17 protein-coding genes are annotated in these 22511 nt (G+C 62.6%); 15 read left to right on the forward strand and 2 right to left on the reverse strand.

Features of this window, described 5'->3' with window-relative positions:
* Nucleotides 1-39: 39 nt before the first annotated feature.
* From HBO05_RS03900 to HBO05_RS03915, 4 genes are all read left to right on the forward strand, one after another.
* Nucleotides 40-1107 (forward strand): phosphotransferase family protein, encoded by a 1068-nt coding sequence (locus tag HBO05_RS03900; protein WP_169955750.1) that lies wholly within the window; start codon nt 40-42, stop codon nt 1105-1107.
* Between the two features lie 17 nt (nt 1108-1124).
* Nucleotides 1125-1892 carry an SDR family oxidoreductase gene (locus HBO05_RS03905; RefSeq protein WP_169955751.1) on the forward strand — a complete coding sequence of 256 codons (768 nt, stop codon included), beginning with the start codon at nt 1125-1127 and terminating at the stop codon, nt 1890-1892.
* 165 nt (nt 1893-2057) lie between these two features.
* Nucleotides 2058-3491, forward strand: a complete 1434-nt coding sequence (locus HBO05_RS03910) for a PLP-dependent aminotransferase family protein (protein ID WP_169955752.1) — start codon at nt 2058-2060, stop codon at nt 3489-3491.
* 84 nt (nt 3492-3575) lie between these two features.
* On the forward strand, nt 3576-3983 hold the full coding sequence (locus HBO05_RS03915) for a cupin domain-containing protein (RefSeq protein WP_169955753.1): 408 nt from the start codon (nt 3576-3578) through the stop codon (nt 3981-3983).
* A 29-nt stretch (nt 3984-4012) separates the two neighbouring features.
* On the opposite strand, the gene HBO05_RS03920 is transcribed toward HBO05_RS03915, so the two are convergent.
* A complete protein-coding gene (locus HBO05_RS03920) occupies nt 4013-4642 on the reverse strand; it encodes a DNA-3-methyladenine glycosylase I (RefSeq protein ID WP_172311740.1) in 630 nt (209 codons plus the stop codon).
* 217 nt (nt 4643-4859) lie between these two features.
* Here HBO05_RS03920 and HBO05_RS03925 point away from each other — a divergent pair, with 217 nt between their 5' ends.
* The 3 genes from HBO05_RS03925 to HBO05_RS03935 all read left to right on the forward strand — a co-directional run bounded on the left by HBO05_RS03925 (nt 4860) and on the right by HBO05_RS03935 (nt 7732).
* Nucleotides 4860-6185, forward strand: coding sequence for a C4-dicarboxylate transporter DctA (locus HBO05_RS03925; protein WP_172311865.1), 1326 nt, complete (start codon nt 4860-4862; stop codon nt 6183-6185).
* Nucleotides 6186-6337: 152 nt separating this feature from the next.
* Nucleotides 6338-7039 carry a FadR/GntR family transcriptional regulator gene (locus HBO05_RS03930; protein ID WP_172311742.1) on the forward strand — a complete coding sequence of 234 codons (702 nt, stop codon included), beginning with the start codon at nt 6338-6340 and terminating at the stop codon, nt 7037-7039.
* A 15-nt stretch (nt 7040-7054) separates the two neighbouring features.
* Nucleotides 7055-7732: a GntR family transcriptional regulator gene (locus tag HBO05_RS03935; RefSeq protein WP_172311744.1), complete on the forward strand. Its 678-nt coding sequence runs from the start codon at nt 7055-7057 to the stop codon at nt 7730-7732.
* Nucleotides 7733-7948: 216 nt separating this feature from the next.
* On the opposite strand, the gene HBO05_RS03940 is transcribed toward HBO05_RS03935, so the two are convergent.
* Nucleotides 7949-12808 carry an NAD-glutamate dehydrogenase gene (locus HBO05_RS03940; protein ID WP_170041071.1) on the reverse strand — a complete coding sequence of 1620 codons (4860 nt, stop codon included), beginning with the start codon at nt 12806-12808 and terminating at the stop codon, nt 7949-7951.
* Between the two features lie 684 nt (nt 12809-13492).
* Between HBO05_RS03940 and HBO05_RS03945 the strand changes: the two genes are divergently transcribed.
* The 8 genes from HBO05_RS03945 to HBO05_RS03980 all read left to right on the forward strand — a co-directional run bounded on the left by HBO05_RS03945 (nt 13493) and on the right by HBO05_RS03980 (nt 22456).
* Entirely contained in the window at nt 13493-14923 is a 1431-nt protein-coding gene (locus HBO05_RS03945) for a DUF6543 domain-containing protein (protein WP_172311746.1), read from the forward strand.
* Nucleotides 14924-15017: 94 nt separating this feature from the next.
* Nucleotides 15018-15371 (forward strand): hypothetical protein, encoded by a 354-nt coding sequence (locus tag HBO05_RS03950; RefSeq protein ID WP_170057114.1) that lies wholly within the window; start codon nt 15018-15020, stop codon nt 15369-15371.
* A gap of 245 nt (nt 15372-15616) precedes the next feature.
* Nucleotides 15617-16576 (forward strand): MoxR family ATPase, encoded by a 960-nt coding sequence (locus tag HBO05_RS03955; RefSeq protein WP_003218556.1) that lies wholly within the window; start codon nt 15617-15619, stop codon nt 16574-16576.
* A gap of 5 nt (nt 16577-16581) precedes the next feature.
* Entirely contained in the window at nt 16582-17514 is a 933-nt protein-coding gene (locus HBO05_RS03960; RefSeq protein WP_169955760.1) for a DUF58 domain-containing protein, read from the forward strand.
* On the forward strand, nt 17511-18005 hold the full coding sequence (locus tag HBO05_RS03965) for a DUF4381 domain-containing protein (RefSeq protein WP_169955761.1): 495 nt from the start codon (nt 17511-17513) through the stop codon (nt 18003-18005). The genes HBO05_RS03960 and HBO05_RS03965 overlap by 4 nt, the downstream gene beginning before the upstream one ends.
* Nucleotides 17998-19086 (forward strand): VWA domain-containing protein, encoded by a 1089-nt coding sequence (locus HBO05_RS03970; RefSeq protein ID WP_172311748.1) that lies wholly within the window; start codon nt 17998-18000, stop codon nt 19084-19086. The genes HBO05_RS03965 and HBO05_RS03970 overlap by 8 nt, the downstream gene beginning before the upstream one ends.
* The gene (locus HBO05_RS03975; protein ID WP_169955763.1) at nt 19083-20819 is read left to right on the forward strand and encodes a tetratricopeptide repeat protein; all 1737 of its coding nucleotides are present in this window, start codon (nt 19083-19085) and stop codon (nt 20817-20819) included. Before HBO05_RS03970 ends, HBO05_RS03975 begins: the two co-directional genes overlap by 4 nt.
* A complete protein-coding gene (locus HBO05_RS03980; RefSeq protein WP_172311750.1) occupies nt 20816-22456 on the forward strand; it encodes a BatD family protein in 1641 nt (546 codons plus the stop codon). Before HBO05_RS03975 ends, HBO05_RS03980 begins: the two co-directional genes overlap by 4 nt.
* Nucleotides 22457-22511: the final 55 nt, after the last annotated feature.

Below are 22511 nucleotides of genomic sequence, written 5' to 3' on the forward strand. Positions count from 1 at the left end.
AATAGTCCAAGGCCTCAAGAATAAGCAGAAGGGATAAGCATGGCGCTCAATGACCAATCCACCCAGATTCGCCCCGGCGAAGAACTGGATGCCAGCCTCATCGACCCCTACCTCAAGGCCCATATCCCGGGCCTGAGTGGCAGCGCCAGAATCAGCCAGTTTCCGGGCGGCGCCTCCAACCTGACCTATCTGCTGGAATACCCCGAACAGGAATTCGTGCTGCGGCGCCCGCCCTTCGGGCACAAGGCCAAGTCAGCCCACGACATGGGCCGAGAGTTCCGCATTCTCAACCAGCTCAAGGATGGCTTCCCCTACTGCCCCAAGGCCTACGTGCACTGCACCGACGAATCGGTGATCGGCGCCGAATTCTATGTAATGGAGCGGGTCAAGGGCATCATCCTGCGCTCGGACCTGCCGCCGGAGCTGGGCCTGGACGCAGAACGCACCGAAGCCCTGTGCAAGAGCTTTATCGACAAGTTCGTCGAACTGCACCAGGTGGACTACCACGCCTGCGGCCTGGCCGACCTGGGCAAGCCCGAAGGTTACGTGGCACGCCAGATCAGCGGCTGGAGCGATCGCTACGAGAAAGCCCTGACCCCCGACGCCCCGAAATGGGAAGCCGTGCGCGCCTGGCTCAACGACAAGATGCCCGCCGACCACCCCACCTCAAGCATCGTGCACAACGACTATCGCTTCGACAATGTGATCCTCGACCCCGACAACCCGATGCAAATCATCGGCGTGCTGGATTGGGAACTGACCACCCTGGGCGACCCGCTGATGGACCTGGGCAACAGCCTCGCCTACTGGATCGAAGCCGCTGACCCCGCGCCCGTGCAACTGATGCGCCGCCAACCGAGCAACGCTCCCGGTATGCTCACCCGCCGCCAGTTTGTCGACTACTACGCCGAGCGCTCAGGCATCCAGATCGACAATTTCGACTTCTACTACACCTACGGCCTGTTCCGCCTGGCCGGCATCGTGCAGCAGATCTACTACCGCTTCTTCCATGGCCAGACCCAGGACAAACGCTTCGCGCAGTTCATTCACATGAACAAGCTGCTGGAGCAGATGAGCCTGAACGTCATCCACAAATCCACGCTCTGACCCGACAAGGAACCACCATGTCCAAGACCAACCTGTTCGACCTCGACGGCAAGATCGCTTTTGTCTCCGGCGCCAGCCGTGGCATCGGTGAAGCCATTGCCAAGCTGCTGGCCCAGCAAGGCGCCCACGTGATTGTCTCGAGCCGCAAGATCGACGGCTGCCAGCATGTGGCCGATGCGATCATCGCCGCCGGCGGCAAGGCCACGGCCATCGCCTGCCATATCGGCGAGATGGAGCAGATCAGCGAGGTGTTTGCCGGCATTCGCCAGCAGTTCGGGCGCCTGGACATCCTGGTCAACAACGCCGCGACCAACCCGCAGTTCTGCAACGTGCTGGACACGGACCTCGGCGCGTTCCAGAAAACCGTCGACGTGAACATCCGTGGCTACTTCTTCATGTCGGTGGAAGCCGGCAAGCTGATGCGCGAGAACGGCGGCGGCAGCATCATCAACGTGGCCTCGATCAACGGCATCTCCCCAGGGCACTTCCAGGGCATCTACTCGGTGACCAAGGCCGCCGTGATCAATATGACCAAGGTGTTTGCCAAGGAATGCGCGCCGTTCGGCATCCGCTGCAACGCCCTGCTGCCAGGCCTGACCGATACCAAGTTCGCCTCGGCGCTGGTGAAAAACGAATCGATCCTGAACATGGCCCTGGCCCAGATCCCCCTAAAGCGCGTAGCCGACCCCAGCGAAATGGCCGGCGCGGTGCTGTACCTGGCCAGCGATGCGTCAACCTACACCACCGGCGTTTCGCTGAATGTGGACGGTGGCTTCCTCTCCTGAGCCACGCTTGTGTGGGAGCGGGCTTGCTCGCGAAAGCAGTGGGTCAGTCAACATCAATGTTTGCTGGGCCGACGTCTTCGCGAGCAAGCCCGCTCCCACATTTTTGATCGGCGTGGCCGGTACATACGAGTAACCTTGGCAGGATTGACCGCCTCGGAATGAAACATGGAACTGCACGTCGTCATCCAGGGCCGCAAGGACCTGGCCGAACAGCTTTACCAGCAACTGCGCGACGCCATTGAGTCAGGACGCCTGGCCGCTGGCGCGCAGTTGCCCCCCAGCCGCTTGCTGGCCGAGCAGTTGGGGATCTCGCGCAAGACCGTGTCCGACACCTACACCACCCTGACCTACGAAGGCCTGCTGATCGGCAAGATCGGCCGTGGCACCTTCGTCAGCGCCCATGCGCTGCGGCCGAAGGGCCTGCAAAGTGCGGCCGACCTGGCCTGCGCCGCCAACCTCGCCAAGTGGCAAGCCCTGCCCTCGCCCATGCGCCACCCGACGCGCGAGAGCACGTTGCGCTGCGAGTTCATCGGCGGTGCCACCACCCGCAGCCTGTTCCCCCAGGACGAATGGCGGCGCTGCACCCAGGACGCCTTGCGGCGCATCGCCCAGAACAGTGGTTTCTACGGCCAGCCCGAGGGCTTGCCGGCCTTGCGCAATGCGATTGCCGGGCACATCGCGTTTTCCCGAGGGGTCAACTGCCGGGATGACGACATTGTGGTGTGCAACGGTGCCCAGCAGGCACTGGACCTGATCGCCCGCGTGGTCCTCGAACCGGGCAGCATTGTCGCCATGGAAGACCCCGGCTACACCCCGGCGCGCCTGCTGTTCGAAGCCATGGGTGCCACCGTGGCCGGCGTGCCGCTGGACGCGCAGGGGATCCAGGTCGAGTTGATTCCCGAGGGCACCCGGCTGATCTACGTCACCCCGTCCCACCAGTTTCCATTGGGCATCCCCATGAGCCAGCCACGCCGCGAAGCGCTGCTGGCGCGGGCGCTGGCCCTGGGCGCGATTGTCATCGAGGACGACTACGACAGTGAGTTCCGCTACGAAGGCCGCCCCACCGACGCCCTGCAGAGTATGGATACACGGGGCATCGTCGCCTACGTCGGGACCTTCTCCAAAACCCTGCTGCCGGAGCTGCGCCTGGGCTATACGGTGCTGCCCCCGGCCATTCGCGGCGCGGTGCTCAAGGCCAAGCAACTGAGCGACCAGCACAGCTCGACCCTGCCGCAATGGGCCCTGGCCAAGTTCATCAGCGAAGGCTACCTGCTCAAGCACATCCGGCGTTGTCACACCGTCTACAGTAGCCGCCGCGAACGCATTCTCAGCCGCCTGGCCGGCGACCTGTCACCCTGGTTCGAGGCCGTGCCCAGCGTGGCCGGCTTCCACCTGGCGGCACTGTGCAAAGTGCCGATCAACATCCCCCTGCTGATCGAACTGGCGCGGCAGGTGGAAGTCGGGCTGTATCCGCTGGATGTGTTTTTCCATCAGGCGCCGGTGCGTAGCGGCCTGATCATCGGTTTTGGCGCCATCGAGACCCTGGACATCGACCCGTCCCTGGACAAGGTGCGCGATATCCTGCAGCAGATTGGCTGAGGGGTTTTCCAGCAGATTGGTTATAGGTACGCCGCGCGCCCGGGCGTAGGGTGAGGGGATCTGAAACGATGGGAACCCCGCACCATGAAAACACTGCTCGGCACCACCCTTCTGCTGGCTTCGCTTAGCGCCTTTGCCCACGAGCCGGTGTACAACCAGGAATCGATCAAGGTCCTGCAAGAGCACGCCTTGAGCAACGTACCCGGCAAGAAAACCCTCATGCTCACCGTGGATTACGCGCCGGGCCAGGCCACCGTGCCCCATAGCCATACTGGCACGGCAGTGGCCTACGTACTTGAGGGGCAAATCACCTCGCGCGTCAATGATGAACAGGCCATTACCTACAAGGCCGGGCAATCGTTCTACGAACCCGCCGGTTCGCGCCACTTCGAATCAAGCAATGCCAGCCAGACCCAGCCGGCCAGGCTGCTGGTGGTGATGGTGCTGGATGACAAGGCCGAGGTGCTGACGCCCCTGCCACCGCAAAACTGAACGGTAGGAGACTTGCCAGCTCCTACCATTCAGGGACGCTTGAACTGACGCCGCAGGTCTTCGATCGGTTGCCGACAGGCGCAGCCCTCCAAGTGATCGTTGACCATGCCCATTGCCTGCATAAACGCATACATCGTCGTCGGCCCGACGAACGTCCAGCCGCGTTTCTTCAAGGCCTTGGACAAACGTACCGAAGCCGGCGACGTCGGGTTGCCCGTCCAATAGGCCATGTCCACCACCGTCGGGCGCTCGGCCGCCGTCGGTTCAAACGCCCACAGCCACGCCGCCAGCGAGCCGTGCTCATCCACCAGCTCGCACGCCCGGCGCGCATTGTTGATGGTCGAGACGATCTTTGCGCGATTGCGCACGATGCAAGGATCAGCCATCAGGCGCTGGACATCCTCCTCGGTGTACTGCACCACCCGGCGAAAATCAAAACCGGCGAAGGCCCGCCGAAAATGCTCGCGCTTGCGCAGGATGGTGATCCACGCCAGGCCGGCCTGGAAGCCTTCCAGGCAGATCTTCTCGTACAGCGCCCTATCCTCGGCCACCGGCACCCCCCATTCATGATCGTGGTATTCGGGGTATTCGGCGGCGGCCGTACGCCATGTACAGCGGGTCAGTCCCGCTTCATCGGTTGTCAGTCCCGGCTTATCCATACATCACCTCAGCGGCCAAGCCCGGGATGATAAGCGAAAAATTTTCCAGGCCGCCAACCGCTCAAGCATCACGGTTACCGAGCAACTGGTAAGACCGGAGTACACAAACACCCCGTCATCCCCTTGTAGTTTGCAAAAAACCGAGCGTAGACTGGCCGCGCACTGGACTTACCGGTAAGACCACAAAAATTAAGCCCTGGACCCACCAGGGCACCGAATAGAGATCCCTCCCATGCTCAGATGGTGCTCGCGTTCGATTTTCCTGCAAGTCGTCATAGGCCTGATGCTCGGCATCGCGTGCGGCTTGGTCCTTCCCGAATTCTCCTCACAACTCAAACCCCTGGGTGACGGCTTTATCAAGCTGATCAAGATGCTGATCGGCCTGATCGTGTTCTGCGTGGTGGTCAGCGGTATTTCCGGCGCGGGCGACCTGAAAAAAGTCGGGCGCATCGGCCTCAAGTCGGTGATCTATTTTGAGATCCTCACCACCATCGCCCTGGTGCTCGGCCTGGTCCTGGCCTTCAGCACGGGGATTGGCAGCGGCGCCAATATCCACCTTGAACAGCTGTCTTCCGCAGGCCTCAATGAATTGGCGGATCGCGGCCAGCATATCAAGGGCACCAGCCAGTTCTTGATGGACCTGATCCCCAACTCCGTGATCGGGGCCTTCGCCGACAACAACGTGTTGCAGGTGCTGTTGTTCTCGGTGCTGTTTGGCAGTGCGCTGAACCTGGTGGGCGAAGCGGCTTCGGGCATCTCACGGCTGATCAACGAACTGAGCCATGTGATCTTCCGGATCATGGGCATGATCGTGCGCCTGGCGCCCATCGGGGTTTTCGGCGCCATCGCCTTTACCACCAGCACCTATGGCCTGGATTCGCTGCAGCACCTGGGCAGCCTGGTGGGCCTGTTCTACCTGACCTGCATGGCCTTTGTCGCGCTGATCCTGGGCGCGGTGATGCGTCTGTCGGGCCTGCGTATGCTGCCGCTGCTCAAATACCTTCGCGAAGAGTTGCTGATCGTGATGGGCACCGCGTCGTCCGACGCGGTGTTGCCACAGATCATGCGTAAACTGGAACACCTGGGCATTGGCAGTTCCACCGTCGGCCTGGTGATCCCCACTGGTTACTCGTTCAACCTCGATGGTTTCTCGATCTACCTGACCCTGGCCATTGTGTTTATCGCCAATGCCACCGGGACACCGTTGTCGATGACCGACCTGCTGACCATCCTGCTGGTGTCGCTGATCACCTCCAAGGGCGCCCACGGCATACCGGGCTCGGCCCTGGTGATTCTGGCGGCCACCCTGACGGCTATTCCTGCCATCCCGGTGGTGGGCCTGGTGCTGGTGTTGGCGGTGGATTGGTTCATGGGGATTGGTCGTGCGCTGACCAACCTGATCGGCAACTGCGTCGCGACCGTGGCCATTGCCCGCTGGGAAAAGGACATTGATCTGCAACGGGCCAACAAGGTACTGGAGGGGCAGCAAGGGTATGCGTTCCAGGCCAAGAAGCCGGTACTGCCGGCGCACCAGGAGTTCTAGCGCAGATCGAATGTGGGAGCGGGCTTGCTCGCGATAGCGGTGTGTCAGCCCCTACATGTGCTGACTGATCCACTGCTATCGCGAGCAAGCCCGCTCCCACCGTTAATCGTCGCCATTTTTACCGTTTGTGTTTGCAACATAAGGAGCCCGGCGTGATCAGCACCTCAACCGTCGTCAATTCAGTCGTAGAAAAACTGCGCGCCGCCCTGGCACGGGGCCAATGGCGGCGTGGCGAAATGCTCCCCGGCCAGCGCGAACTGGCCGAACAACTGGGTATCAGCCGCCCCAGCCTGCGTGAAGCGGTGATCGTCCTGGAAACCCTCGGCCTGGTGCGCTCGATGCCCGGCAAAGGCGTGGTCGTGCTGGAAACCAGCGTCAGCGAGCCACACGCCCATGATGCCGTGGCCGACGCCAGCCTCGCCGATATCCTGCAACTGCGCTACACCCTGGAGCCGTTTATCGTCGGCCTGGTGGCCCAGTCCATCACCAGCAAGGAAATCGGCCAACTGCGCCTGACCCTGATGGACATGCGCGAAGCCCTGGAAGCCAACGACAGTGAAGCCGGGATGAACGCCTACATTGCCTTCCATGAAGAACTGTTCGCCCTGACCTCCAACCCGATTTTCCAGAACGTGGTGCAGCAGACCAGCAACGCCCTCAAGCAAAGCGCTCAGGTGTTGCGCAATTCCCCCGAACACCTGGCCGAGCGCCTGCAGGAAAACGAAGCCGTGGTGCGCGCAATCCGCAACAAGAACAGCGCCCTGGCCAGCGCCGAAATGCGCCGCCATATCCTCAACGAGGGCCAGCGCATGGGCACCGCCCTGAATATTCCCGACGACCATCTCGGCAACTGACTCTGGAGGCTGGCCATGAGCGCTCACGCCCTGCAACGCACTTTTGCTGTCACCGCCCCACCCGCCATGCGCCTGGTGCCCGGTAAACGGCCATCGGTGGATGACCTCTACCCACGACTGTTCGATGCCATCCTCGAACAACGTATCGTGCCCACCAGCCGCTTTACCGAAGAAGGCCTGGCCCAGCAATTTGGCGTCAGCCGCAGCGTGCTGCGCCGGGTCCTCGCGCGCCTGGCCGAGCAGCAAGTGATCATCCTGCGCCCCAACCTGCGCGCCCAGGTGGCGGCGCCGGATGCCGAGCAGGTGCAACATATGCTTGAGGCGCGGCGCTTGATGGAAGTGACCGTGGTCCAGTTGGCGTGCGTACAGGCCAGCCCTGGGCAGGTGCGGCGCCTGCGCGAACTGGTGGCCCGCCAGCGGGCGTGCGTCGAGCAGGGCCAGCAAGGCCCGGCCATCCGCCTGTACGGCGAGTTTCACCTGTTGCTGGCGGCCATTGCGGGCAACCGGCCATTGGCGCAGTTTCTCAACAGCCTGGTGCCGTTGACCTCGCTGGTCATTGCCCGGCAAGGGGCGTTCACCGGCGCCTGGCTTGAGCAGGCAGAGATTGTCGAAGCGGTGGAGCGACGGGATGCGGGTACGGCAGCATGCTTGATGACCCACCATCTGGATCATCTGCAAGCAAAACTCGCGTAAGCCCATAGAGATTCAAATGTGGAAGCTGGCTTGCCTGCGATGGCGGTGGGTCAGCCGCCAGCAACAGTGACTGGACTGCCGCTATCGCGGGCAAGCCAGCTCCCACAGGGGGCGGTCGGGGCAGCAAATTTTGCATACGCCCCACCTTGTGCCGAACCCACAAAAAAGCCCCGTCTCTCGCGAGACGGGGCTTTGCTTTAACGCTCCAGCAGCCGATTACAGCACCGCTTGACCACTCATTGCCAGGTCCAACAGTTCCCGATTGGCCACCGCGTACATGGCGTAGTCCGTACCGACCGCAGCACGGATTTCCACCATCATCGCGCGCCAGCGCTCGACCATGCTCGCGTTCTGCTCCAGCCACAGGGCCACGCGGGCTTCCATGTCTTCTGGCGCATCGGCCATTTGCAGAACCTTGATGGTGATCGCCCGTTGCTGCCAGTCCACGTCATCGCGGAAGGCTTCGCGGGCCTGGGCCTGCCAGTTGTTGCCCACCGGCAGATCGCTGATCTGCTGCAGGTACCACGGCAAGTCCAGGGCGCTGCCCACGGCGAAGTAGGCCTTGGCCACATCGGCAGCGCTCTGGCCGGTAACGTCAGCGGCTTCGATGATCGGCAGCAAGGTGTACAGGTGCGTGGTGCCAGCAACCATGCGCGCCAACAGCTCCGGTACACCGGCTTCGACATAGGCCTGGTAACGGTTCTGCCAGCCTTCGCGGGTCGGGCCTTCCAGCAGTTCGTCGAGCTTGAGGCCCAACGCTGCCAGGTGCGGACCGAAGTGCGCCACATCGCGCGCGGCGTCCTGCTCGTTGCGACGGCTGCGCAGGAACCAGCGGGTAGCCCGACGGCCCAGGCGCATCAGCTCGTCCATCAGCGCCAGTTGCACCTCGGCGGAGACCTGGTGATCCAGGGCTTCGATCTGCCGGAACCAATGCGGGAGGTGGAAGATGTCACGCACGATCACATAGGCGCCCGCCACGTTCGCCGGGCTCATGCCGGTCGACTCTTTGAGGCGTTGCACGAAGGTGATGCCCATGTGGTTGACCAGGTCGTTGGCGATCTGGGTGCTGACGATCTCGCGCTTGAGGCGGTGGCGACGCATGGCCTCGGAGAACTTGGCCACCAGGCTCGGTGGGAACGCGGTCTCCATGTCGCGGGTCAGGTAGTCGTCATCCGGCACCAGGGACTTGAGCAGCGCTTCCTTGAGGTCGATCTTGCTGTAGGAAATCAGCACCGACAGTTCCGGGCGCGTCAGGCCCTTGCCAGTCGCGGCGCGCTCGACGAGCTGCTCCTCGGTCGGCAGGTACTCGATGGCGCGGTCCAGCTTGCCACGGCCCTCCAGGTCGCTCATCAGGCGCTTGTACTCCGCCGCACGCTCGTAGGCTTTGCGAGCGGCCAGGGACAGGGCCTGGGTCTGCTTGTAGTTGTTGCCCAACACCAGGCTGCCGACTTCGTCGGTCATGCTCGCCAGCAACTGGTTGCGTTGCTTGTCGGTCATGTCGCCCGCCTGCACCACTTCGTTGAGCAGGATCTTGATGTTCACTTCGTGGTCGGAGCAGTCCACACCACCGGCGTTGTCGATAAAGTCGGTGTTGGAACCGCCGCCATTGAGGCCGAATTCCACACGACCCAGCTGGGTCATGCCCAGGTTACCGCCCTCACCCACTACCTTGCAGCGCAGCTCGTTGCCGTTGACGCGCAGCGCGTCGTTGGCCTTGTCGCCCACATCGGCGTGGCTTTCGGTGCTGGCTTTGACGTAGGTGCCGATACCGCCGTTCCACAACAGGTCCACCGGTGCCTTGAGCAAGGCGTTCAGCAGCTCGGTCGGGGTCAGCTTGTCGGCCTGGATGTCGAAGCGTTCTTTCATCTGTGGCGAGATGGCAATGCTTTTGGCGCTACGCGAGAAGATACCGCCGCCTTCGGACATGATGCTGGTGTCGTAGTCCGACCAGGCCGAACGCGGCAGCTCGAACATGCGCTGGCGCTCGATGAAGCTGGTGGCCGGGTTCGGGTTTGGATCGATGAAGATATGCAGGTGGTTGAAGGCGGCGACCAATTGCAGCTTGTCGGACATGAGCAAGCCGTTACCGAACACGTCACCGGCCATGTCGCCAACGCCGACCACCGTGATGCTGTCTTGCTGCACGTTGATGCCGCGCTCACGGAAGTGACGCTGCACCCCGACCCACGCGCCCTTGGCGGTGATGCCCATTTTCTTGTGGTCATAACCGGCCGAGCCACCGGAGGCAAACGCATCCCCCAGCCAGAAGCCGTAGTCGATGGCGATACCGTTGGCGATGTCGGAGAAGGTCGCGGTGCCTTTGTCGGCCGCCACTACCAGGTACGGGTCATCGTTGTCGTGGCGCACCACGTTCAACGGAGGCACCAGGGCGCCGTCTTTCAGGTTGTCGGTAATGTCCAACAGGCCGGAAATGAAGATGCGATAGCAGGCGATGCCCTCGGCCGCGATCTCGTCGCGGCTGCCGCCCAATGGCAGGCGACGCGGCAGGAAGCCGCCCTTGGCGCCGACCGGCACGATCACCGAGTTCTTCACCTGCTGGGCTTTGACCAGACCCAGCACTTCGGTACGGAAGTCTTCTTCACGGTCGGACCAGCGCAGGCCGCCGCGAGCGACGTTGCCAAAGCGCAGGTGCACGCCTTCGACGCGCGGCGAGTAGACGAAGATCTCGAACTTCGGCACAGGCTTGGGCAGCTCGGGAATGGCGTGGGGGTTGAACTTGAAGCTGAAGTACGACTTGTTCTGGCCGTTGGCATCAGTCTGGTAGAAGTTGGTGCGCAGGGTGGCCTTGATCAGGTCCAGGTAGCGTCGCAGGATCCGGTCCTCGTTGAGCACCTGCACGTCGTCCAGGGCAGTGAGGATCGCTTGCTCCAGGCGTTGCTGCTTGTCTTCCAGGTCGTCGGCGGTGAGCTTGCGCGCCAGGTAGAAGCGGGTCTTGAACAACCGGGTCAACTCGCGGGCGATGTCGGTGTGGTTGTTCAGGGTGCTGGCGATATAACCCAGGTCGAAGCCCAGGCGGATCTGCTTCAGGTAACGGGCGTAGGCACGCAGCAGTGCAACGTCACGCCATGGCAGGCCGGCGGTCAGTACCAGGCGGTTGAACGCATCGTTCTCGGCGTCGCCGTTGACGATATGCACGAACGCGTCCTGCAGGGTGTCGTTGAGCTGCTGGATATCGAGGTTCAGGCCTTCGGCGGCGGTGAACGCAAAGTCGTGGATCCAGAACTCGCGGCCATTGGCGTGACGCAGGCGGTACGGGAACTCACCGAGCACACGCAGGCCGAGGTTTTCAAGGATCGGCAACACGTCGGACAGCGCCAGTGGGGTATCGGCGTGATACAGCTTGCAGTGCAATTCCTGCTGGCCGGTCACGTGGCCCAAAGGCTGGTAGAAGCTCATCACCAGTGGCTTGGCTTCCGTCAGGTTCAACAGATGCTGCATGTCGACCACGGCTGAATGCGCGGCGAAACGCTCGCGGTAGCCTGCAGGGAAGCCTTTGGGGAAGTCCGCCAGCACGTTGGTGCCGTGGGCTTCGCCGAAGCTCTCGACCACCAGGCTCGCGTAGTCGTCCTGCCAGCTGCGGCAGGCCTGCACCACTTCTTTTTCCAAAAGCAGAGGGTCGATATCCAGGCGGTTCTTCGGGTCAACCCGCAAAATCAGCTGGACACGGGCCAGCACGGACTCGGAGAAGAAGGTCCAGAACTCGCAATCCGAGGCCTTGAGGCGATCCATAAGCACTTGCTGGATCTTCTGGCGCACTTCGGTGGAGTAGATATCACGCGGCACGTAGGCCAGGCAGTAGCAGAAACGACCGTACGGGTCTTTGCGCAGGAACACGCGGATCTTGTTGCGTTCCTGGATCTGCACGATCGACATCACGGTGCTGAACAGCTCGTCCACCGGGGTCTGGAACAGGTCGTCGCGAGGCAGTACTTCAACCACCTGGGCCAGTTCCTTGCCCAGGTGCGCCTTGGCCTGGAAGCCCGAGCGGCGCTCGATTTCCGCGACCTTGCGGCGGATATAAGGAATCACCCGCACGCTTTCGCCGTACACCGAGGAGGTGTAGAGGCCCATGAAGCGGCATTCCTTGATGACCTTGCCATCGGCATCGATCTGGCGGATCGACACGTAGTCCGGGTAAGCCGGACGGTGCACACGGCTTGGGTGCGCAGCCTTGGCGAACGACAATACAGTCGGCTCGCGCAGATAGGCCACGGCGTAATCTTCGATGCGCAGGTCTTCAGCGGTGAGGCCGGCGCGCAGCAGTTTGGTCAGGCCGAGGAAGGAAGTGGCGTCATATTCCAGATGACCGCCGTCCTGCTCGTCATGCACCACAAACTCTTCGTAGCCCAGGAAGGTGAAGTGGTTGCCCACCAGCCATTCCAGGAAGCTCTTGATCTCGGCCTTTTCTTCGCCTTCGATGGCGAACTGGCTGTTGTCGATACCGGCCAGCAGTTCCTGGACCTTGGCCTTCATCGGCTCGAAATCAGCCACGGCCACGCGCACCTCGCCCAACACCTGCTCAAGTTCCGTGCTCAGGACATTCAGCTCGGCGGCATTGGCGCAGCGGTCGATCTCCAGGTACATCAGCGATTCTTGCAGGACGTCTTCGCCCTGGGTGCCCTTGGGCAGGATTTCCAGTAACTCGCCCTTCTTGCCACGGCGCACGCTCAGTACCGTGGTTTGCAGGGTATGGATGCTGTAGCCGCGGCGGTTCAGTTCGGTGCGCACCGAGTCGACGAGGAACGGCAGGTCGTGGTGCAAGACCTCGACCGCCGTGTGGGTCGACTGCCAGCCGTGGCGTTCGTAATCGGGGTTGTACACTCGCACTTGCGGCTGGGTGTGATCAAAGCGCTCAAGCAGGCGCCAGGCAGACAGGGTGCAACCGGCCAGGTCGGACATGCGACGCTGGGTCAGCTCGTCCAGGGAAATAATGCCGAAGAATTGTTCAGCGAACAGCGCCACTTGTGGCAGTGCCTGTTCACTGATGTGCTGCGCCAGTGCCGCTTGCAGTTGATGCTGGAAGTCGGCTTTGCTGGCTGCGGTGAAGAACGCCATCTGTGGTACTCCGCTTGGGCTTGTTATTGATGGAAGCGTCGCGTGTTATCCCCTGGTGGGGAGACCGTCATTTCTGTTCGCAGGTGATGATGATAAACACCATAAACGAATCAGGGTGACAGGTGGGTGAAGCTGGACAAGTCAATGAGGTCACATTCGACGTCCACTGGAAGTACCCCCTGCGCATGACGGTACGGCGGGCAGGTCAGAGTCACGCAAAAGGCACATCCGTTGCGCAGCTTAACGAGTGCGGCAAGCTGGCTGCTTGCTGCACTGCGACATATTCGGTCAACACACGGCATTGCGCGGTTGCACCAAGAGCAACCCTTCCTACCGCTCAGGTGTAGGTTGAGCATTAAAAGCGCAGCCGCCACGCAGGCATGATCAACCTGCCGCCCGGTAAAACTTCATACATCCGTAAAATCTAATTCCTAACTCCGCGCAGGAACCGTATTTCAATATTGAGTCACTTAGTTTGAGCAGGTATTTCCTTCGACAAAGGCTCTATGACCACTCAACGAGGCGCTATTGAACGTATATTCCCCCGCCCTCCGCACCCCGCTGCCAGGGCACCAGCCCCCTTGCATGCAGCCCCCTGCACCATCACGTCCGGGTAGTGCAGTCACTGCAGGGCAAGACCTTACGGCGGCCTGTTTCAAAGCGCCCGTAGCCACCAATAAGGCCGTGCAACAACTCATCACCGACTACACCTACCCCAAGACACCGGACGAAGTCACTTCGCTCCACGTCAGGCGCCAGATCAAGCAAACGTTCGGTAAAGATATTGACCCCGATAAAACTTACTTAGTGAGCATTCAATATGATCACCGCACTAACGCCCCACCATATAGCGGGGTCATTGTTCAAAAAATATCACTGACCCAGGCAGCAAGGCTCAACCAGCAGGACGAACCTGAGTTCCACGGGGCGCTACGTTCAAAAGAAGACGGGCCCTTTGAAATAAGACAAAGCTCAACACATACCCACGACCCTGACGGCTTTGGCAGGTTCGCGCGCCCAAATGAATCGGGGTTCACCAGCCACTTTCAAGGTATTTACACTGAGCCGTCGCAAGCGACTGCCCATCTCTATGATGCAAGCAATAGAGTCGATATCAGCGCCACCGACTTCAAACAGATGGTTTGGGATAACAGTTATAAATCCCCCTATGACCAGTATCTGAACAGTTACTGGAACAGCAATTCCCGCCATGCCTATGCCCAAGCCTCCAGAGGCGCCTTCTTGCAGGCGTCGCACAGGTCCCTGAGCGAAAACGATCGACAGATCGCCATGGGTGCCGCAGGACTACCGGCCGACCAAAGTTACCTGTCCCTTAGTCACAATGACCTGATACAGCCCTACAAGGCTGATCCAAATCTGCAAACCAAATTCCTCACGTTCAAAGGTTTTAACATGCGCGCCTTTTACACTTTGGATAAGTCCACAGGACGGGTCTTGTTGTACCTGCCTGGCCATGGGTCCATGTTGAAAGGCTTCGACTCCAAGAAACACATGAATAAGTGGCTGGCCGAACAATTGAAGGACCCGCAACAAGTCGACAGTTTCAAACTGTACTTCCGCCCCCAGGACCGTCCCGATGAATTCCTGTCCAAAGGCATTGATGCGCTCATAGACAACACCCGTAATGTGCTTAACAGTGACCTTCCTGTCGCTACGCAAGAAAAGCTCGGGTACTTTGACGAGGGCGGCCTATTCGATGGCCAGGTAGTCCAAGGGAACCCGTTTGAGGAACTGCAGCAACGCACCGAGCAAGACCTGAAAAACGCCACTCGCTTTCAATTCGTACTGAATCGCGACGTCACGGCAAAGACGGCCTTCAAGTATTTGAATTGGGCCAAATATGGGCTGCTGCTTTTAGCTCCGCTAGGTATCGCTTTCCCACCGCTGGGCGCTGCACTGACAGTAGCGAGCGTCTCAGTGGGTGCAGCAGAGCTCGGCGTTGGCATTGACAGCTATATCAATAAGCGCCCCGAGGCAGACAAGCTCATCAGCGAAGGCACGGCGAAAACCTTTGTACCGCTGTTTACCAGTGGCCTGGGCAATGCCTTTAAACCGATCAGCAGCACAATCAGCGCCTGGGCCTTCATTCCCTGATGCCCGTTTGACACAAAAGCCGACACAAAGCCCGAGGTAATGGCAGAATTACAGCCTGCCGGCCTTGTCGCCGCCTTTCCACACAGGACTCCACATGCAACTGACCACCGCCCACCTGCTCGCCACCCCTTGCGATGACGAAGAAGACAACATGGCCATGCTGTGCTGCCACGGCACCCAGGGCGAGATGTTCATGCTGTCCCGTTATCCGGATGAGGACGAGGTGGAGCTGACCTGGGACTACGAGCCTTCGACCCTGGATGGCTTGAAGATCACCTTGAGCGCGACCACCCTGCTGGTGGAGATCGGTGCGGCAGATAAGGATGCGCTGGGCGGCAATGATCACCTGCTGATCAACCACGCCACCGCCGAGTCGGACATGGCCGAGGTAGAAGAAACCTTGCAGAACATTCTCAAGGGCACTGGCACCTACATCCGCACGCTTTGACTGGCGGCTGCTAAATCGCCATCGCAGCGATGGGGCGACCTGACAAGCCCGCTCCCACCTGTGGGAGCCGGGCTTGCCCGCGATGGGGCCCTCATCAACGCCAAAAACCTCAGGCCTTTGCTGCAAGCCGCAAAAAATACCCCCCGGTTCGTTAGTCGCCAGCCCCTCCAATGCATTAAAGTAAGCGCCCCAGGCCTTGGCGTTTTTCACAATCCCCAGGCTCATCTTTCCAGGAACCGTCATCGATGGAACATCGTGAAGCGCTGCTCGCGCTGCGAACCTTTCTTTCTACGCAGATTCTCGGCCAGGAAAAACTCATTGAGCGCTTGCTCATTGCCCTGCTCGCCGACGGCCATATGCTGGTAGAAGGCGCTCCCGGCCTGGCCAAGACCAAGGCCATCAAGGAGCTTGCCGAAGGGATCGAAGCACAGTTCCATCGTATCCAGTTCACCCCCGACCTGTTGCCCGCCGATATCACCGGCACCGAGATCTATCGCCCGGAAACCGGCAGCTTCGTGTTCCAGCAAGGGCCGATCTTCCACAACCTGGTGCTGGCGGACGAAATCAACCGCGCCCCGGCCAAGGTGCAGTCGGCGCTGCTCGAAGCCATGGCCGAGCGCCAGGTCAGTGTCGGGCGCAGTACCTACGAGCTGTCGCCGCTGTTCTTGGTGATGGCCACGCAAAACCCCATCGAGCAGGAAGGCACCTATCCCCTGCCCGAAGCCCAGCTCGACCGCTTCCTGATGCACGTCAAGATCGGCTTCCCCGATGCCGCCGTGGAGCGGCGCATCCTGCAACAGGCCCGTGGCGAAGCGCTCAACGGCGAGACCAAGCCCGAGCGGCGGGTCAGCCAGCAGGCGATCTTTGCCGCGCGCAAGGAAATCCTCGGCCTGTACATGGCCGATGCCGTGGAAGAATACCTGGTGCAACTGGTCATGGCCACGCGCACGCCAGCCAAGTTCGACCCGGAAATGGCCGAGTGGATAGCCTACGGCGCCAGCCCCCGGGGCTCGATCGCCCTCGACCGCTGCGCCCGCGCCCACGCCTGGCTGGCCGGGCGCGACTTTGTCAGCCCGGAAGATATCCAGGCGGTGCTGTTCGACGTGCTGCGCCACCGCATCATCCTGTCCTTTGAAGCCGAAGCGGCCGGCATCGACCAGGACCGCGTGGTGCAACGCATTCTCGACGTCGTTGCCGTCGCTTGATCCCCATGAACGCCGGCGATGGAATCCGTGTTTCCCTCAGCGAATTGATCGAGATGCGGCATCGCGTGCGGGAGGTGCAACTGTTTTCCACGCCGAGCCAACGCAGCCCGCTGATCGGCCTGCACCATTCCAAATTGCGCGGGCGCGGCGTCGACTTCGACCAGGTGCGGGTGTACCAGGCCGGCGACGATGTGCGCACCATCGACTGGCGCGTCACCGCCCGCACCCAGGAGCCGCACACCAAGCTGTTCCATGAAGAGCGGGAGCGGCCGATCTTTATCATGGTCGAGCAAAGCTGCCGGCTGTTTTTCGGCTCCGGGCTGATGTTCAAGTCGGTCCTCGCCGCCCAGGCCGCGAGCCTGATCGGCTGGGCCGCGCTGGGGCACAACGACCGGGTCGGCGGCCTGGTGTTCGGGGATAACGAGCACTACGAGATCAAGCCCCGGCGCAGCAAACAAAGCCTGCTGCAACTGCTCAACCGCCTGGTGCGAGTCAACCAGAGCCTGAACACCGAGAGCCGCCCCGAAGCCGATGCCCTGGGCATGGCCCTGCGCCGTGGCCGCGAGGTACTACGCCCCGGCAGCCTGGTTATCGTGATCTGCGATGAACGCGCCCTCACCGAAGGCGCCGAGCAGCAACTGAGCCTGCTGTCGCGCCATTGCGACCTGCTGCTGCTGCCGGTCTCAGACCCGCTGGACCACGCCCTCCCCGCCGCCGGCCTGCTGCGTTTTGCCGAGCGCGGCGCACAACTGGAAATCGACACCTTGAACTTCGAGCTGCGCCAGGCCTACAAGGCCCAGGCCGAAGCCCGCATCGCCCGTTGGGAACTGCTCGCGCAGAAGCTGCGGGTGCTGCTGATGCCATTGAGTACCCAGAGCGAAATGGTCGAGCAGCTACGTGAATACCTCAACCCACAGCGCCCGGTGAAAAAGCCATGAGCAGCCTGGACTCGTTGCAACCGCTGATCGCCCCGCCGGCCATTGGTTTCTGGCCGCCGGCGCCGGGCTGGTGGCTGTTACTGGTGCTGATCCCCCTGGCGGGCTGGGGCGTGTGGTGGCTGCGGCGCTTTCTGCCCGGCAAACGCCCGCTGGCCCGGGCCGAGCAACCGCTGGACCCTCTGCGCATCGCCGCCCTCGCGGAGCTGGCGCTGATGCCCAAACCCTACGATGGCGCACCGGCCGGCGCCTGGCTGCAGCAGCTCAATGGCCTGCTCAAACGCCTGTGCCGCAACGACTACCCCTACAGCCAGAGCCACACCCTCAACGGGCGCAAATGGCTGGCCTTTCTTGACAACCGCTGCCCGGCGGCCGGCCTGACGCGCTGGATGGTCCTGGTGGAAGGCGCCTACAAACCCGAATGCAAACTCGACGACAAGGCCATCGCCGGCCTCACGCAAGCGGTCGACACCTGGATTCGCAAACATGTTTGAGTTCGCCTGGCCGTGGGTCTTTGCCCTGTTGCCCTTGCCGTGGGTGATGCGCCTGATCCTGCCAGTGGCCGACAGCGGCGAGCCGGCGTTGAAGGTCAGTTTCCTCGGCGACCTCGAAGGCCTGGCCCGGCGCCGTGCGCGCATCAATCTGCCGGGTTGGCGCCAACAAGCGCCGTTCGTGGTGCTATGGCTGTTGTTGCTGACCGCCGCCGCCCGCCCGGAATGGCTCGGCGAGCCGCTGCCGATTGCCGCCAGCGGCCGCGACCTGCTGGTGGCGGTGGATGTGTCGGGCTCCATGGACTTCCCCGATATGCAATGGCAGGACGAAGACGTCAGCCGCCTGAGCCTGGTCAAGCACCTGCTGGGGGACTTTCTCGAAAGCCGCGAAGGCGATCGCGTGGGCCTGATCCTGTTTGGCAGCCAGGCCTACCTGCAAGCGCCGCTGACCTTCGACCGGCGTACCGTGCGCACCTGGCTGGACGAGGCGCGCATCGGCATTGCCGGAAAAAATACCGCGATTGGCGACGCCATCGGCCTGGCCCTCAAGCGCCTGCGGCAACGCCCGGCACAAAGCCGGGTGTTGATCCTGGTCACCGACGGCGCCAACAACGGCGGCGAAATCGACCCACTGATCGCCGCCCGCCTGGCCGCCGAAGAAGGCGTGAAGATCTACCCCATCGGCATTGGCGCCAACCCCGAACAGACCGGGACCCTGGGCATGCTCGGCCTCAATCCCAGCCTGGATCTGGACGAGCCGGCGCTCAAGGCCATCGCCGCGGCGACCGGCGGGCAATATTTCCGCGCCCATGACGGTGCCGAGCTGCAAGCGATCAAGCAAACCCTCGACCAGTTGGAGCCGGTGGCGCAACAGCCGACCCAGGCCCGCCCGGCCCAGGCGTTGTATAGCGGGCCCCTGGCGCTGGCGCTGTTTCTCAGCCTGCTGTTGGTGATCCAGGAACGCTGGCCGGATAACGCCTTGCAACGGCTGCTCAATAAACTCTCGACCAAGGGCCATTTCCTGCAACAGCACCCACAATGGCGCCAACGCCTTCAACGCCTGCGTTTGCGGAGGCGTCGATGATCGCTTTATGGCCGCACTGGTTCCGTCCCTGGTGGTTGTTGCTACTGCCCGTGCTCGGCTGGTTGCTGTGGCAACTGTGGCATCGGCAAAAACGCGCTGGGCGCTGGCAGATGATCCTGCCGCCGGCCTTCCACGCGGCCCTGCTCAGTGGCGGCAATGGCCGGGAGAGCAAATCGCCGTGGCTGCTGCTGGGCCTGGCCTGGCTGCTGGCCCTGCTGGCCTTGCTCGGCCCAGGCTGGCAACGGGTCGAGCAGATCAGCCAGAAACCCGCCGACCCGCTGGTGGTGTTGCTGGAACTGACCCCCGAGATGCTCGCCACCGACAGCCCGCCCAACCGCCTGGAGCAGGCACGGCGCAAGCTGGTGGACCTGCTGCAGGCGCGCAGTGACGCGCAGACCGCCATCGTCGTGTATGCCGGTAGCGCCCACACACTGGTGCCGCTGTCCGACGACCTGGCCACCAGCCGCAACCTTCTGGAAGCCCTGCGCCCGTCGATCATGCCCGAGGCCGGCCATCGCGCTGACCTCGCGGTGGAAAAAGCCCTGGGCCTGCTCAAGCACGGCGGCCTGGGCCAGGGTCGCCTGTTGTTGATTGGCTCGTCGCTGTCCAAGCAGGAGCGCCAGGGCATTCGCCTGCTGCTGCAAGGGCAGGCACCGAGCCTGTCGATCCTGGGCATTGGCAGCCGTGAAGGCACGCCGGTGACTCAGGAAAGCGGCGAGTTCCTCAAGGACGAACAAGGCGCGATCCTCATCCCGCGCCTGGACAGCCCGACGCTCAAGGCCTTCGCCAGTGAAATGGGCGGCCGCTATCGTCAGGCCCGCCTGGACGACAAAGACCTGCGCAGCCTGGGCCTGCTGGACGGCCCGCAAAACCTGCGCGACGACGGCCAGCGCCTGCAACTGGATACCTGGGCCGACCAGGGTTACTGGTTTTTGCTGCCCCTGCTGCTGCTCGCCGCCTGCGCCGGGCGCCGTGGCTGGCTGTTCTGCCTGCCGCTGCTACTGCTGGCGGCGCCGCAACCAAGCTATGCGTTCAGCTTTGATGACCTGTGGCTGCGCCCCGACCAACAAGGCCAGTACCTGCTCAAGCACAAACGCCCGGCCGAAGCCGCCGAACACTTTGAGAACCCACAATGGCAAGGTGTGGCCCTGTATGAAGCGGGCAACTACGCCGAGGCGGCCCGGCGCTTTGCCGAGGGCAGTGACGCCTACTCCCACTACAATCGAGGCAATGCCCTGGCCCGCGCCGGCGAGCTGGAAGCCGCGATAGACGCCTATGAACAGGCCCTGGAAGCCCAGCCCGACCTGCAGCCGGCCCTGAAAAACAAAGCCCTGGTGGAACGCCTGCTCCTTGAAGAACCGGAGCCCGAGCCGCCAGCCCCCGAAAAAAACGAGGATGACGAATCCCCCCAACCCGGCCAAACTGCGCAACCAGGCGACAACAGCCAGCAAACCAACGGCGGCGAGCAATCGCCCCAGGGCGCAGGCCAGGCGGGCACCGGCGAGACACAAACCGGCACCCCGCCCACCGCGGGCAACAACGAAGTACCCGGCAGCGAACTGGGCGACGAACAGACCACCACGCCCCCCTTGCGCCCGGCCGATGCCAACCTCGACGAGGAGCACCGCCAGGCCCTGGAACAATGGCTGCGACAGATCCCGGACAACCCCGGAGAGTTGTTGCGACGCAAATTCTGGTACGAACAGCAACAACATCAGGACAAGACTCGATGAGCCGCTGCACCCCATTTGTCTTATCGCTAGCGCTGTGGGCCGGTCACGCCCAGGCGGCCGACCTGGCCGCCAGTATCGACCGCAGCCGCGTCAATTCCGGGGAAACGGTGGAGCTGACAATCGAGTCCGATGACGTTACCCAGTTCGGCAAGCCGGACCTGTCGCCCCTCGACCCGCTGTTCGACGTACGCGGCACCCGCCAGATCAACCAGCTCACCACCCTCGACGGCAGCAACCACGCCACCACCCGCTGGATCATCACCTTGCAGCCCAAGACCACCGGCACTGTGGTGATCCCAGCGCTGCAACTGGGCGAATTCAAGACCCAGCCGATCAGCCTGCAAGTGGACGAAACCCTCGGCCAGGACAGCGACAACCAGCTCGAACCAGTATTCATCGAAGCCAGCCTCGATGAGGACAGCGTATATGTGCAGGCCCAGGCCCTGCTGACCGTGCGTATCTACCATTCGGTGGCGCTGTATGACGACAGCGTCCTTACGCCCTTGCAGTTGTCTGACGCGCGCGTCGAGCCAGTGGGTGATTCGCGCACCTATGAAAAAGTCATCAACGGCGTGCGCCATGGCGTGATCGAAATGCGCTACGGGATCTACCCGCAGCACAGCGGGCAACTGCTGATCCCCGCGCAAATGTTCAGCGCCACCATGGTCGAACCACGCCCGGCCCAGGGCACCGCGCCCCAGGCGCCCAGGCCCGGCAAGCTGTTGCATGTCAATTCCACCGAGATCCCCCTGGCGGTCAAGCCCAAGCCTGCGCTCTATCCAGCGGACGCCCCCTGGCTGCCGGCGCGCAGCCTGAGCCTGGGCGAAAGCTGGAACCCGGAACCTACAAACGTGCAAGTCGGCGACTCCCTGACCCGCATCCTTACCCTCAAGGCCGAAGGCCTGGCCAGCGCCCAGTTGCCCGCGCTGCCCAGCACCGAAATCGCCGGCCTGCGGCGCTACCCCGACCAGCCGGTGCTGAGCAACCAGAACAGCGAGCGCGGGGTGATCGGCAGCCGTGAAGACCGCGAAGCCCTGGTACCCAACCGCGCCGGCGCCCTGGAATTGCCCGCCGTGGAAGTGGTGTGGTGGAACACCCACGAAGACCACCTGGAGCGCACCAGCCTGCCGGCCCGCACCCTGCAGGTGGCGGTCAACCCGAGCCTGGTGGTCGACACCCCGGCCACCCCCACCGTGATCACCGCACCGGACGATGGCCGCCTGTGGATCTGGCAGCTCACCAGCCTGTTCCTCGCCTGCACCACCCTGCTCGGCTTCGGCCTGTGGTGGCGCGCCCGCTCCCGCCCGGCGATCCAACGCGCCGCCCAGACCGGGCCCAGCCCCCGCACCTTGCTCGACGACCTGCGGCGTGCGAGCCAAGCCAACGACCCTCAGGCCACGCGCCAGGCGCTGGACGCCTGGGCACGCCAGCAACCGGAAACCCTGGCAGAGATGGCGGCGCGGTTTGTGCCGCTGTCCGATGCCCTGGATGGGTTGAACGGCGCGCTCTACAGCGAAAGCGGCCAATATTGGCAGGGCGAAGAGTTGTGGCGGGCAGTCAAGGCCATTCCCATGGCCGAACGCGAACAGGCCCCGGTGGCCGACAGCACCAGCTTGCCGCCGCTGTATCCCAAGTAACCGCCCACGCTGTACCGACGGTGAACTCAGCTGTAGGAGCTGGCTTGCCAGCGAT

The sequence above is a fragment of the Pseudomonas sp. WS 5079 genome (assembly GCF_012985465.1).
Classification (GTDB): domain Bacteria; phylum Pseudomonadota; class Gammaproteobacteria; order Pseudomonadales; family Pseudomonadaceae; genus Aquipseudomonas.